Annotated in this window: 12 protein-coding genes; 6 read left to right on the top strand and 6 right to left on the bottom strand. The window is 60.1% G+C overall.

The features are described from left to right. Positions 1-36: 36 nt before the first annotated feature. Together FHX16_RS06960 and FHX16_RS06955 are read right to left on the bottom strand one after the other, a co-directional pair. Positions 37-1,968: an autotransporter assembly complex family protein gene (locus FHX16_RS06960; RefSeq protein WP_183863679.1), complete on the bottom strand. Its 1,932-nt coding sequence runs from the start codon at positions 1,966-1,968 to the stop codon at positions 37-39. 169 nt (positions 1,969-2,137) lie between these two features. Beyond that, positions 2,138-2,401 (bottom strand): YMGG-like glycine zipper-containing protein, encoded by a 264-nt coding sequence (locus tag FHX16_RS06955; RefSeq protein ID WP_183755331.1) that lies wholly within the window; start codon positions 2,399-2,401, stop codon positions 2,138-2,140. Positions 2,402-2,669: 268 nt separating this feature from the next. Between FHX16_RS06955 and FHX16_RS06950 the strand changes: the two genes are divergently transcribed. From FHX16_RS06950 to hemA, 4 genes are all read left to right on the top strand, one after another. After that, complete coding sequence (locus FHX16_RS06950) at positions 2,670-3,161, top strand: (2Fe-2S)-binding protein (RefSeq protein ID WP_183755217.1); 492 nt, start codon at positions 2,670-2,672, stop codon at positions 3,159-3,161. Between the two features lie 82 nt (positions 3,162-3,243). Further along, complete coding sequence (locus tag FHX16_RS06945; RefSeq protein WP_183863678.1) at positions 3,244-5,589, top strand: xanthine dehydrogenase family protein molybdopterin-binding subunit; 2,346 nt, start codon at positions 3,244-3,246, stop codon at positions 5,587-5,589. 12 nt (positions 5,590-5,601) lie between these two features. Beyond that, entirely contained in the window at positions 5,602-6,399 is a 798-nt protein-coding gene (locus FHX16_RS06940; protein ID WP_183863677.1) for a xanthine dehydrogenase family protein subunit M, read from the top strand. A 193-nt stretch (positions 6,400-6,592) separates the two neighbouring features. Beyond that, entirely contained in the window at positions 6,593-7,807 is a 1,215-nt protein-coding gene (hemA, locus tag FHX16_RS06935; RefSeq protein WP_259127001.1) for a 5-aminolevulinate synthase, read from the top strand. Between the two features lie 33 nt (positions 7,808-7,840). On the opposite strand, the gene dxr is transcribed toward hemA, so the two are convergent. Further along, positions 7,841-9,034, bottom strand: a complete 1,194-nt coding sequence (gene dxr / locus FHX16_RS06930) for a 1-deoxy-D-xylulose-5-phosphate reductoisomerase (protein WP_183863676.1) — start codon at positions 9,032-9,034, stop codon at positions 7,841-7,843. A gap of 191 nt (positions 9,035-9,225) precedes the next feature. Here dxr and FHX16_RS06925 point away from each other — a divergent pair, with 191 nt between their 5' ends. Then, entirely contained in the window at positions 9,226-9,492 is a 267-nt protein-coding gene (locus FHX16_RS06925; RefSeq protein WP_183755222.1) for a BON domain-containing protein, read from the top strand. 7 nt (positions 9,493-9,499) lie between these two features. On the opposite strand, the gene FHX16_RS06920 is transcribed toward FHX16_RS06925, so the two are convergent. Beyond that, entirely contained in the window at positions 9,500-9,646 is a 147-nt protein-coding gene (locus FHX16_RS06920) for a hypothetical protein (protein ID WP_183863675.1), read from the bottom strand. A gap of 188 nt (positions 9,647-9,834) precedes the next feature. On the opposite strand from FHX16_RS06920, the gene FHX16_RS06915 reads away from it, so the two are divergent. Then, on the top strand, positions 9,835-10,479 hold the full coding sequence (locus FHX16_RS06915) for a ThuA domain-containing protein (protein WP_183863674.1): 645 nt from the start codon (positions 9,835-9,837) through the stop codon (positions 10,477-10,479). Here the strand turns inward: FHX16_RS06915 and FHX16_RS06910 are convergent, their stop codons facing one another. Continuing rightward, positions 10,480-12,108 carry a phosphoethanolamine transferase gene (locus FHX16_RS06910; protein WP_259126867.1) on the bottom strand — a complete coding sequence of 543 codons (1,629 nt, stop codon included), beginning with the start codon at positions 12,106-12,108 and terminating at the stop codon, positions 10,480-10,482. A gap of 132 nt (positions 12,109-12,240) precedes the next feature. Next, positions 12,241-13,269: a LacI family DNA-binding transcriptional regulator gene (locus FHX16_RS06905; protein WP_183755225.1), complete on the bottom strand. Its 1,029-nt coding sequence runs from the start codon at positions 13,267-13,269 to the stop codon at positions 12,241-12,243. Positions 13,270-13,372: the final 103 nt, after the last annotated feature.

Raw genomic sequence — 13,372 nt, 5'->3', positions numbered from 1 at the left:
TCAAGGCACACGAAGGCGCCGCGGGTTGCCAGTATGTTAGAATGCCTGGCCGATGCCGGCGTAGATACCGTAATCCGTGCCATCCTCGTACTTGTTGAGTGGCACGGCAAAATCAAGCCGCAATGGACCAAACGGCGTCGCATAGCGAATGCCGATGCCCGCACCCGCCCGAATGTCGGAAAAATCGGGCGCGATGTCGGCTGAAACCGTCCCCACATCGATGAACGGCACTATGCCGATCGTATCGGTGATCTTTACGCGGGTCTCGAACGATGCAGTGACATAGGATGCTCCGCCGGTCTCTTCGTTGTCCGCGTTCCTGGGCGAGATCTCCTGGTAGCTAAAGCCGCGAACCGAGCCGCCGCCGCCAGCGAAGAATCGGCGTGTAGCAGGAATGTTCTGGAGGTCGTCTGCCCCTACGAGAAAGCCTGCGGAAAGCTTGCCGGCAAGAACGATGCGGTCCTCCGCTCCCAACGCGTGATATCCGGTGATCAAGCCCTCGACGCTCGAGAAGAAGGTGCCGTTGTAGGCCTCGTAGCTTGGCGTCGCCTTGAGCATTCCCCGATAGCCTTCGGTCGGGTCGAACTTGTTGTCGCGTGCGTCGCGGTCGTACTGCAAGGGCAGTGAGAAGGTCAGGTAGCTGTTGTTGCCAAAGGCATCGTCATCACGTTCCCAGCTCACCTCGCCGGCGCCGGTTATTGTATCCAAGTCGGACAGTTCGTAGGAAAGGCCGAGGGACGCAGTGACGAGCTTTGCGGTGTAGGCATCGGGGTTCTCGGTTTTGGCAAGGATGCTGGCCCGGAGGGTCGCGGCCGGAACGAACGCGCCGGGCTTGGTAAAGGTGACACCTGCTGAATAGTCGAGATCGCCAACGTTGGTCGTTTCGCCCAGGCGGCCCACCGACCCTTCGATGCGCAGTGCTTCCGCTTCTCCGAAGAGATTGCGGTGACCCCAATAGCCGTTGATCCCGAAGCCGTCCGTGGTCGAATACTGGGCGCCGATACCGAGATAGCGTTGCTTTCCCTCCGATACCTCGATCGTCATCGGCAATGTGCCGTCCGGTGCCAGAGCGTCTGCCTCGTGAATGGTCACGCTGGAGAAGACCCCCAATGCGCGCAGTCGCTCTCCGGCTTTCTTCAATGCTTCGGGCGAATATTGCTCGCCCCTGTTCAGCCGCGAGTAGCGCTGGATGAAGCCCGGTCTTACGGCCTTTGCGCCCGTGACGTCGACGTCGCCGACCGGCGCGACCGGACCGCCTTCGGCGGCGAGAACAATGTCGACGGTGTTCGTCCTGTGGTCAGCGACGACTTTGCGAGTCGTCAGCTTCGCCAGCGGCCGGCCTTCGCTTTTCAACTGTTCGACAATCGTGTCGCCGGCCTTGATGATGGTCAACGAGCCAGCCGTCTCGCCGGGAGCAAGATCGTAGTCTGCGGGGTTGCGGCGCGCGGCGTCGCCGCCGAACTGAACCTCATGAACTTTGAAGACAGGACCCGCAGCAACGTTGATCGTAACCGGGACAGGGCGTGAGCGATTGAAGGTCGGATTGGGCGGAAGAGCGTCGATATCCCTGCCGTCGACTCTGATTGTCACCACGCCGCCGTAGCGCGCCTTCTCATAAAGGGCGGCGATCAGCCGTTCGCGATCGTCTCTGGCCTTGACGACGACGCCGAGGTCGCCCGACACGGGTCGATCCTTGTCGCCCACCAGACGTGAACTGTTTTCCAGTGCTTCCTTGAGATCCGGATCGCTGCTGTCGGTCGTGAGCGTGACATCGTAGCGGACAGGATCAGGCACCTGGTCGGCCGCCGAGTCGTCATCCTTGCCCCACAATGTGATGCCGAAAAGCTTGAAGGCGAAAGCCTCCGAGATCAAAGCCGGCGAAAACGCGAATGCCGCCGCGACCACCAGTATGGTGCCTGCGCGCCGATACGCTATACCCGGTTTCGGTGCCTGCCCTCTAATCTGCATCCGCCGCTTTTGGTTACACTAGAATTGCTTCGCGCCCCCCGGCCGGCGGCAACCTTAGCGGCAAATTTCCTCGGCGTGTACCGTTTTAAATCGCCTGGCCGCTGAAATGGTGGAAAAAACGAGAAATCCCGGGCTTCACACCCGGGATTTCGAGACAGTTTTGCGCCGCTCAATAGCCGCCGCGGCAATCGTCGATGTACCGGCGACCGTACTGGTCGCGGTAATAACACTGTCCCGGCTGCTCGGCGACACGGCCGATGAGGGCGCCAGATACACCGCCGATCGCCGCGCCAACCGCAGCGCCACGAACATTGCCTGTTACTGCACCCCCGATAATTGCGCCGGAGGCAGCGCCGATACCGGCGCCCTGCTGGGTCGGCGTGCAGCTTGCAATCGAAAATCCAATCAAAGCGAATGCAACAATCTTCTTAATCAAATTCTTCTCCTAGGTTGGTCGCCCTCGAAAGAGCGGTGGCCGTCCCTGATTCTTGTTTTTGTCATGCTAGTCGTCAAACTGTGGCGCAAAAAGAGCAGCCTGCCTTCGATGCCCACCTTTCGCACAATGGAGCTGCAACTTTCGTCCAAATTCGACGCAACCGGACACGGCGAATTTAACTAACCTCCCGAAAGTAGTGGTTGATCCTAAAGCGAAAACGTCAAATGATACCGTCCGTGCCTGGAGGAGGCGCGAGGAGGAAATCATGGCGAAAGTGAAACTGACGGTGAACGGCCGGGCAGTCAGCGGTGACTGTGAAGAGCGTACGCTTCTTGTCCATTTTATTCGCGAAAAACTCGGCCTGACGGGAACCCACGTCGGCTGTGATACAAACCAATGCGGTGCCTGTGTCGTTCACATGGATGGCAAGTCGGTGAAGAGCTGTTCGATCCTTGCTGTCCAAGCGTCGGGTTCCACGGTCACCACTATCGAGGGGCTCGCCAGCAACGGTGAATTGCATCCTGTCCAGGCCGCCTTCAAGGAGCATCACGGTCTGCAATGCGGCTTCTGCACGCCGGGTATGGTGATGACGGCCGTCGACATGATTTCGCGCCACGGCGGCCAGCTGGACGAACAGACGGTCCGCCATGAACTCGACGGCAATATCTGTCGGTGCACCGGCTATCACAACATCGTCAAAGCCGTCCTGTCTGCCAACGAACAGATGCACGGCACCGCCAAGCAGGCGGCCGAATAGCTCTCAGGAATTGTCTGGCTGACTGCCGAATACGATTCGCTTTGGCGGAATGCCAGGCCCGAAACCCCATTGGGAGGACATCATGGGTGTTGAAGGAATTGGTGCACGCGTCGCACGCAAGGAAGATAAACGGTTCTTGACCGGCAAGGGCCGCTACACGGACGACATGGTCGTGCCGGGCATGAAATTCGCCTATTTCATCCGCAGTCCACATGCACACGCCAGGATCACGGGAATCGATGCGGCTTCGGCCAAGGCCATGCCGGGCGTCATCGACGTGCTTGACGGCAAGCAGCTGCTTGCAGACGGCATCGGCAACCTCATCTGCGGCTGGATGATTCATTCGAAGGATGGTTCGCCAATGAAGATGGGGGCTTGGCGTCCGCTGGCGGTCGAGACTGTCCGCTACGTTGGCGATGCTGTTGCCATCGTGGTTGCCGACTCGCTCGCAGAGGCCAGGGACGCCGCAGAGGCCGTCGTAATCGACTACGACGAATTGCCCGTTGTCGTCGAGGCTGTCGACGCACTGAAGTCCGGTGCACCCCAGATCCATCCGGAAGCTCGGAACAATCTGATCTTCGATTGGGAACTCGGCGACGGTGCTGCAACCGACAAGGCTATTTCCGCAGCGGCGCATGTCACGGAAATAGAGATCCACAACAACCGCTTGTCGCCCAATCCGATGGAGCCGCGTGCTGCGCTCGGGATCTACGACGCCGCCGAAGATCACTACACCTGCTACACGACTAGCCAGAACCCGCACGTCGCCCGTCTCGTGATGAGTGCCTTCTACAACGTCGCGCCCGAGAACAAGCTGCGGGTGATTGCTCCTGACGTTGGCGGCGGATTTGGATCGAAGATCTACATCTACCCGGAAGAGATCGTCTGTCTCTGGGCTTCCAAGAAGACAGGCGTGCCGGTGAAATGGAATTCGGACCGAACCGAGGCCTTCCTGACAGACGCCCATGGCCGCGACCATGTCTCCAAGGTAAAGATGGCCTTTGACAGCGACCACCGCATCATTGGGCTAAAAGTCGATACCATCTGCAATCTCGGTGCCTACATGTCGCTGTTTTCGTCGGCGGTTCCGACCTACCTCTACGCAACGTTGCTGTCCGGCCAGTACGATATTCCGGCCATCCATGCCAATGTGCGTACGGTTTATACCAACACCGCGCCGGTTGATGCCTATCGTGGCGCTGGTCGCCCCGAGGCCACCTACCTGCTCGAGCGGACGATGGAAACGGCAGCCCGCGAGCTTGGCATTTCGCCGGCCGAGCTGCGGCGGAAGAACTTCATCCGCTCCTTCCCGCACCAGACGCCTGTCATCATGAACTATGACGCCGGTGACTACGAGGCATCACTCAATGCCGCCATGCAGGCCGCCGACTGGAACGGCTTCGCGGCGCGCAAGGCAGAGGCGGCAAGCCGCGGCCTGAAGCGCGGCCTCGGCATGAGCTGCTACATCGAGGCGTGCGGCATCGCTCCCTCGCAGGCGGTCGGCTCGCTTGGTGCGGGCGTCGGTCTATGGGAATCCGCCGAGGTACGGGTCAATGCGGTTGGCACCATCGAGGTGCTCACCGGGTCGCACAGCCACGGACAGGGGCATGAAACGACCTTCGCGCAGCTCATTTCGGATCGTCTCGGTGTTCCGCTGGACAGCGTGTCGATTGTCCACGGCGACACCGACAAGGTGCAGATGGGCATGGGCACCTATGGCTCACGCTCCGGCGCCGTAGGCATGTCGGCCGTGGTCAAGGCGCTCGACAAGGTCGAAGCCAAGGCCAAGAAGATCGCCGCTCACCTGATGGAAGCCGACGAGGGCGATATCGTCATCGAGAACGGCGAGGTGAAGGTTGCCGGCACCGACAAGAGCCTGCCGTGGTTCCAGGTGGCGCTCGCCTCCTACACCGCACACAACCTGCCGAGCGGCATGGAGCCGGGGCTGAAGGAGACCGCCTTCTACGACCCATCCAACTTCACCTTCCCGGCCGGCTGTTACATCTGCGAAGTCGAAGTCGATCCGGAAACCGGCAAGACGGAGATCATCCAGTTCGTCGCGGCGGACGATTTCGGCAACATCATCAACCCGATGATCGTTGAAGGCCAGGTGCATGGCGGTATCGCACAGGGCATCGGTCAGGCTCTGCTCGAGGCCGTGCATTATGACGAGAATGGGCAGCTGTTGACGGCAAGTTTCATGGATTACGCCATGCCGCGCGCCGATGATCTGCCGTCGTTCAAGGTCTCGCATCAGGTAACGCCGTCCCCGAGCAATCCGCTTGGTATCAAGGGCTGCGGCGAGGCTGGTGCCATCGGATCTCCGCCGGCGCTCATCAACGCCATCACCGATGCCATCGGCAACAACATGCTGACGATGCCGGCCACGCCGCAGAAGGTGTGGATGGCAGCGCGCGCGGTTCATTGAGGAGGAACGACGATGTATCAGACCAACTATCACCGTGCGTCCTCGGTCGATGAAGCCGTGAGGATGATTTCGGGCACATCGGAGGGCAAATATGTTTCCGGTGGCATGACACTGATCCCGACGATGAAGCAACGCCTCGCCGCGCCGAGCGATCTCGTCGATCTCAGGCATATTCCCGCGATGCAGGGAATCAAGGTCGATGGTCGCAAGGTGACCATCGGGGCGGCGACTCCGCATGCCGAAGTTGCCGCATCGGCGGCTCTGCGTGCGGTTTGTCCCGCGATTTGCGACCTCGCCGGCATGATCGGCGATCCGCATGTCCGGCACATGGGCACGATCGGCGGCTCGATCGCCAACAACGACCCTGCTGCGGACTACCCGTCGGCCATGCTGGCGCTCAATGCCCGCATCATCACCAACAAGCGCGAGATCCCTGCCGACGATTTCTTCACGGGTCTGTTCGAGACGGCATTGGAGGACGGCGAACTGCTCACTGCGGTCAGCTTCGAGGCTCCCGACAAGGCCGGCTATTCGAAGTTTCCAAATCCGGCGTCGCGCTACGCAATGACCGGGGTTTTCGTTGCCAAAGGTGCTGGGGGCGTAAGGGTCGCCGTCACTGGGGCTGGTTCGAATGGCGTCTTCCGCGAGCCGGCCATGGAAACAGCTCTTAACGCCAACTGGTCTGCCGGCTCCGTCGCTGGTGTCGATGTCAATCCGACAGGGTTGATGTCGGACCTGCATGCCAGTGCGGAATACCGCGCCAACCTCATCAAAGTGATGGCTAAACGCGCCGTTTCCGCCGCCACTTGACGGAACCCGCGCAAATGCGAGGCAGGCAAGCTGCCTCGCATTTTTCTGCCATCTGCCTCAAAATGAGCTTTTTCGAATTAAAATAATTCAAGAGTATGGGCCTTTTGACGCAGTTAATGGTAAAGCGAGGGCAAAGGGTTGACGTGCGCGCGTCCGTTGGCAAAAAAACGCTCGCACGATACTGGAGCAGATGATGGATTTCGAAGCGTTCTTTAAAAACGAGCTGGATGGGCTTCACACGGAAGGCCGTTATCGCGTTTTTGCCGATCTTGAGCGTCACCGCGGCAGCTTTCCGCGCGCCACGCGACACACGGAGAACGGCCCGCAGGACGTCACAGTCTGGTGCTCCAATGACTATCTCGGCATGGGCCAGAACCCGAAAGTGATCGAGGCAATGAAGAATGCCATTGATCACTGTGGCGCGGGTGCGGGAGGCACCCGGAATATCTCTGGCACCACCCACTACCACGTTCTGCTTGAGCGCGAGCTGGCCGACCTCCACGGCAAGGAAGCGGCGCTGATCTTCACCTCGGGCTATGTCTCGAACTGGGCGGCACTCGGTACGCTCGGTGCCAAGATCCCCAGCCTCATCATCTTCTCGGACGCGCTGAACCACGCCTCGATGATCGAAGGCATCCGCTATGCCAAGTGCGACAAGGTGATTTGGAAGCACAACGACGTCGCCGATCTCGAAGCCAAGCTGGCGGCTGCCGATCCGAAGGCGCCGAAGCTGATCGCGTTCGAATCCGTCTATTCGATGGATGGGGATATCGCGCCAATCAAGGAAATCTGCGATCTCGCCGACAAGTACGGTGCAATGACCTATCTCGACGAAGTCCATGCCGTCGGCATGTACGGACCGCGCGGCGGCGGCATTGCCGAGCGCGAAGGCCTGATGGATCGCCTGACGGTGATCGAGGGCACGCTCGGCAAGGCGTTCGGCGTCATGGGCGGCTACATCGCTGCCTCGACGGCGCTCTGCGACTTCATCCGCTCCTTCGCCTCCGGCTTCATTTTCACGACGGCGCTGCCACCGGCGCTTGCCGCCGGTGCGGTTGCCTCGATCCAGCATCTGAAGGTCAGCCCGTTCGAGCGGGCGCGGCATCAGGAGCGGGTCCGCAAGCTGAGGGCACTGCTCGATCAGCGCGGCATTCCGCATATGCCGAACCCGAGCCATATCGTGCCGGTGATGGTCGGCGATGCCGCCAAGTGCAAGTGGATCTCGGATCTGCTGCTCGACAATTGCGGTGTCTACGTCCAGCCGATCAACTACCCGACGGTGCCGAAGAAGACCGAGCGCCTGCGCATCACCCCGACGCCGCTGCACAGCGATACGGACATCGAACATCTGGTCGAGGCGCTGCATTCGCTCTGGTCGCGCTGTGCATTGGCCCGGCACGTGGCCTAAGGGTTCGCGTTATTTGGGAAAGCAAGGCCGCCGTCAGGCGGCCTTTTCGTTGAAGGCTACCAGTTCTGCGGCAAGCCTGCGGGCCTCGGCGTCAGCAGCAAAGACGTCGTCCATCGTCGTCGCTTCGCCGGTTGCGATCATCTTGTCCATCACCGCTTCGGCAATATCGGCCATCGCAAGGAAACCGATCCGTTCCTCGACGAAGGCATGAAACGCAATTTCCTCGGCCGCGTTCATGATGGCGCCCTGCAGTCCGCCGCGCTCCAGCGCGGTGCGCGCCAGCCTCAGTGCCGGAAAGCGTTCTTCGTCAGGTGCCTCGAAGTCCAAGCGCGAGAGCTTGGCGAAATCCAGCCGCTCGACATTCAATGTTGGTCGGCGCGGGTAGTCGAGCGCGTAGCCGATCGCCGTGCGCATGTCGGGGCAACCGAGCTGCGCGATGATCGACCCGTCGGTGTAGCCGACCATGGAGTGGATGATCGACTGCGGATGCACGATTACTTCGATCTGATCGGGCCGCACGCCGAAGAGATGCTTCGCCTCGATCATCTCCAGCGCCTTGTTGAACATCGAGGCGCTGCCGACCGAGATCTTCAATCCCATTGACCAGTTGGGGTGCGCTCGCGCCGTCGCCGCAGTCACATTCGCCATGTCGGCGCGCGACCAGGTGCGGAACGGACCGCCCGAAGCCGTCAGGATGATCCGTTCGACGGCGTGCCGCTGATCCTCGTCCAGAGACTGGAAGATCGCGCTGTGTTCGCTGTCGACCGGGATCAGCCGTCCGCCGCCCTTCGCCACGGCATCGACGAACAGATCGCCGGCCGACACCAGGCATTCCTTGTTGGCGAGCGCAATCGTGGCGCCCTTACGGGCCGCGGCAAGCGTCGGCGCCAGTCCGGCCGTACCGACAATGGCGGCCATGACCCAATCCGCCTCGAGGTCCGCGGCTTCCGCCAGGCCCGATACGCCGGCAGCCACGGCGATGCCGCTGCCGGACAGTTCTTCCTTCAGCGAGTGATACTTGTCGTCGCTTGCGGTGACCGCAAACCTGGCGCCAGACGATTTTGCCTGCTGCGCCAGCAACTGGACGTTCTCGTTGCCGGTGACGACAGCGATCTCGTAGCAGTCCCGTCCGCCCAATTGCTCGACAACGTCGAGCGTATTTTGTCCGATCGAGCCGGTTGAGCCAAAAATACTAAGGCGCCTCGGCGCGCTTTCGCCTGCTATCATCGGTGATTTCGCCAAAACACTTGCATTGGCTCTGGCTGTACAGGGGATTGAAATAGGCGGCAAGTGTGCGGCGCAGCAGAAATCTGACGCCCAGCAGGATGTCACTGCCTTCGTCAGCGATCTCTTGCCGCGGAGCGAAACCAACTGGCTGATTGCCGCGTTTTGTTATGGTCGAAGCAGGAGGAAGGCAGATGGTTTTCAAGCAACCGACGTTCTTTGGCGAGCCTTATGAGCCGGAGTCCGGGGCTGACAAGGATGCAGCGCTCGAGGAGGCCGTGGCGAATGCTCTGGCTGTCGCTGGTGGGATTGACGCTGCGGATGTAAACGTGACGCTCGATGATGGCGCTGTTGTATTGACCGGCCTGGTTGCCACCGCGGCAGAAATCGAGCGCGCAACGGCCGTCGCACGAGCCATCGCCGGAACACGACCCGTGCGCAATGATATCAAGATAGCGTAGCTAACCCTCAGCCAGCGAAGCGTTCCATTTCGAAAACGGCCACTCTGTCCGTCTTCGGCGTGGTAATTGGCCCTGTCGATTTGTAGGCGGTTGCGAGCAGCAGGCCGCTGACAACAAGATATGCGAATGCAAGCAACGTCAGCTTCATACGCATGTCGAGCACTCCTCTCTTTTACGCCTCAAACGCCGTACAGGTCGGAAAGTTCCGACTTCCGATGGCTGTCAGAAAATGTGATCTCCTCGCCTAGCACTGGCTTGTGTCGCCGCTCCTGTCGTAAAGGGTAAAGATAGGGCCACCTGTTTCAACGCCGTGGCTTGATGCATTTGCAAATGGAGGTGGGTATGCGCAAAGCGATTATCGTATGGGGCGGCTGGAGCGGTCATGAACCTGAAGCCTGTGCGCACCGTGTCGCCGAACTGTTGCGAGACGATGGTTTTGCCGTCGAGGTGACCCCCGAGCTGGACATCTTTGGCTCGGCCGCGATCGCGAAGGCCGATTTGCTTGTGCCCGTGATTACCGGCGAGAAGCTCGAGAAAGCGCATGCCGATGGCTTGGTGGAGGCCGTGCGTGGCGGTCTCGGCCTCGGCGGACATCACGGGGCGCTTGCGACCTCGTTCAAGGAAAGTGCGCCCTTCCGCTATGTCTCCGGCGTTACCTGGGTCGCCCATCCCGGCAACATCATCGACTTTCGCGTCAACGTGACGCGCCAGCACGACCCGGTGATGGAAGGTATTCCCGATTTCGATTACCGGTCAGAGCAATATTATCTTCACTATGATCCGTCGGTCGATATTCTGGCGACGACGAGCTTTTCCGGGAAGTATGATGCGGCCGCCCGCAACGTCACGATGCCGGTCGCCTTCAAGCGCCACTTCGGCGCGGGACGCGTGTTCTACACGGCACTTGGCCATGTCGCGAGCGAGTTCGATCACCCTTACATGCGCCTCATTCTTCGTCGCGGTCTTTCGTGGGCGGCGCGCTCCTAGCTAGGAGGTCCGGCCTGTCCTGCATCCAGCAAAGACGTCGAGCTTCGCGTTATAGGCGGATGTCGAGACATTCATCATCCCGAGCACGCTGTGGAACAGGTTGTCGTGGGATGTGGGCTGCGCAGCCGACTGGCCAAGACATGTCTTGTCGAGCGCCATCGAAGCCGTGAAATCGGGGTCGAGCCAGACGAGGAACGGAACGTGTGTCTGCTCCTCGGGAGCAAGGATGTAGGGTGTGCCGTGAAGGTAGAGACCCTTTTCTCCGAGCGACTCGCCGTGATCCGACATGTAGATCAATCCGCTGGCGATCTTGTCGCTGCGGGCCTTGAGCCTATCGATGACGGTGGAAAGGAAATGGTCGGTGTAGAGGATCGAGTTGTCATAGGCATTGACGATCTCATCGTCCTTGCACTTCCCTAGCTCGGCCGTCTCGCACTCAGGCATAAACCTCCGGAATTCCTTTGGATAGCGCAGATAGTAGGCTGGCCCATGGCTGCCGATCTGATGCAGCACAAGCACGCTATCCTTCGTCACGCCGTTCAGCCATGCGTCCAGTTTGTCGAAAAAGATGCCATCCTGGCATTCACGGTTCTTGCAGAAACGTGGGTCGGTCGAATTCGCGAGGTTGACGAAGTTGATGCGCGCTGCGGCGCCCTTGCTGCCGGTGTTGTTGTCGAACCAGGCCACATCGATCCCAGCGTGGGCGAGGACATCCATCAAGCCCTCGTTCTCCATACCCTTCGTGTGGGTGAAGTTCGCGCGCGTGAACTGCGAGAACATGCAAGGGATCGACGTAGCCGTCGCAGTGCCACAGCTCGTCGTCTGCGGGAAGTAGGTAACGCCCTGCTTCCGAAGCTCGGGGTTGGTGTCGCGACGGTAACCGCCGAGCGAAAAGTTCATCGCCCTTGCCGTCTCTCCAGCAACGATGATCGTCACGCGCGGCTTGTGGGCGTCCATGACTGGAACGACTTTGGCGTCGGTGCCGAGCGGCTTGACGACAAGCCGCGCTTCCTTGCGGGCCTGGATGAAGTATCGTGTGGTGCTAACGATCGGGGTGACGGGATTCAGGCTCTTAACGATATCGCGGTGCTGCCGGATTGCCGCGGTGTATTCCTTGGCGTAGACGCCCGCGACGGCGCCGAATATCACGAGGCAGCCGACGATCGTCACACTGTTCCACCAGAGCTTCTGCAGCACCGGGCGGTGAACCACCCTGACCCACAGGATCAACACGATCGGGATGACAGCGAACAGAAGGACATGCCAAAGGAAATCCGGCGTGATCAGGTGATTTGTTTCTGCAGGTGTGGTTTCCATCGCGTTTCGGATCATGTCCGAATCGACAATCACGCCGAAGGAGTCGGTAAACCACGCGGCAAGCGAAGCCGCGAGAACGAGGAAGATCAGGACCGGTTTGATGACGTACTTTGCCGAGAAGGCCGTGGCAAAGGCCACGAACAGAACAGATACCGCGAGGTAGAGGGCGGCGACCGCGATCGGTGTCGCGCCGAGGTAGGCGTGAACCTTTCCCCAGAAAGTCCGGTTGGTGAACAGGACGAGATAGAGCGCCGTGATGGCGGACAGCGAAATGCTGCCAATTTGTGGCCGATAAGGCGACTGTCGTTTCAAGAGGCGGGGGCCTTCGGTGTCTTGTTGTTCGCACGGGCGAACTTCAGTTCACCGCAGCAGTTGCTTACTATCTGTCATAAAACTGACGCATACCTGAAGGGGCCGAGCGCAGTCGAAATTGGTTGAGGGCAGCTAAATATTCTCTGAAGTGTAGATGTGGAACGGCAGAAACGACTGTCCGGGGACAGCGTCGCCTTCTGATCCGATGGATGCCGTCATCAAGGTGACCAGTTCGCTGCATAGGCTTTTGACGGGCGTGGCTATGGCCATGGTCACAACATCATCGGCGAGGGCCGAGTGCGAATCCGGCGTCAGTTCGTTGACGACGACGACGAGCTTGCCTGCGAGGCCCTCCTCGCGCACAGCAGAGATCGCGCCTTCCATTCCGCCACCGCAGACGTAGAATCCGACCAGATCCGGATGTTCCTTGAGGAGATTGACGGTGGCCTCATGGGTTATCTCGGGCGTTTCGAGATTGATCAGCGTCTCGAGAACTTCGAACTCAGGAGCGTTCTCGCGGAAATACGAGCGGAAGCCGATCTCGCGCAACTCGTGTCCGTGGTAGCGGTGGCTGCCGACGAAACAGACGACCTTTCCTGGCCGCTTGGCGGCCTTTGCGATCATCCAGGCTGCGGTGCGACCGACCTTTCGATTGTTCAATCCGACGTAGCCCTGCCGCACGCCGCTTGCGAGATCGGACAGGATCGAGAAGGTCGGGATTCCCCTGGCCTTTAACGCTTCCACTTCGGCGGCGACGGCAGGATAGTCGGGGCCGACCAAGGCGATGGCCTGGTTGCGGCTGGCAAGAAGCTTCAAGGTTTCGATTATCGCGGCCGGCGTCGATGCCGTCGCATATTCGACCTGAGCGGTGATGCGAGACGTTGTGTGGGCATGCGCGGCATGTTCGATTTCGCGGGCGAGCGTCTGATAGAAGGATTGCGTCGGACGCTGCAAAAGAAAGCCCAGCCGATGGTGCGGGAGATCCTGAAAAACGCGCTGTCTGAGCAGGCCGACCGCATGGTAGCCGATTGAGGCAGCTGCGTTATAGACCCTTCGCGCCGTCTCCTCACGAACGCGATGACGACCGTTCAGCACGCGATCGACTGTTGCTACGCTGACGCCGGAGGCATCCGCCAGATCCTGGATCGTTGGTCGCTTCACCGTCGGCCCTTTGCAAGAATCCATCATTGAGAGGTGTCGCAATGATGGGTTTTGATAGAATACATCAAGGCTGCATTGTCGCTTGGTGAAAGTCAACATACTC

The organism is Rhizobium sp. BK661 (genome assembly GCF_024808825.1).
Classification (GTDB): domain Bacteria; phylum Pseudomonadota; class Alphaproteobacteria; order Rhizobiales; family Rhizobiaceae; genus Rhizobium.
This window is presented reverse-complemented; position numbering and strand designations above follow the sequence as displayed.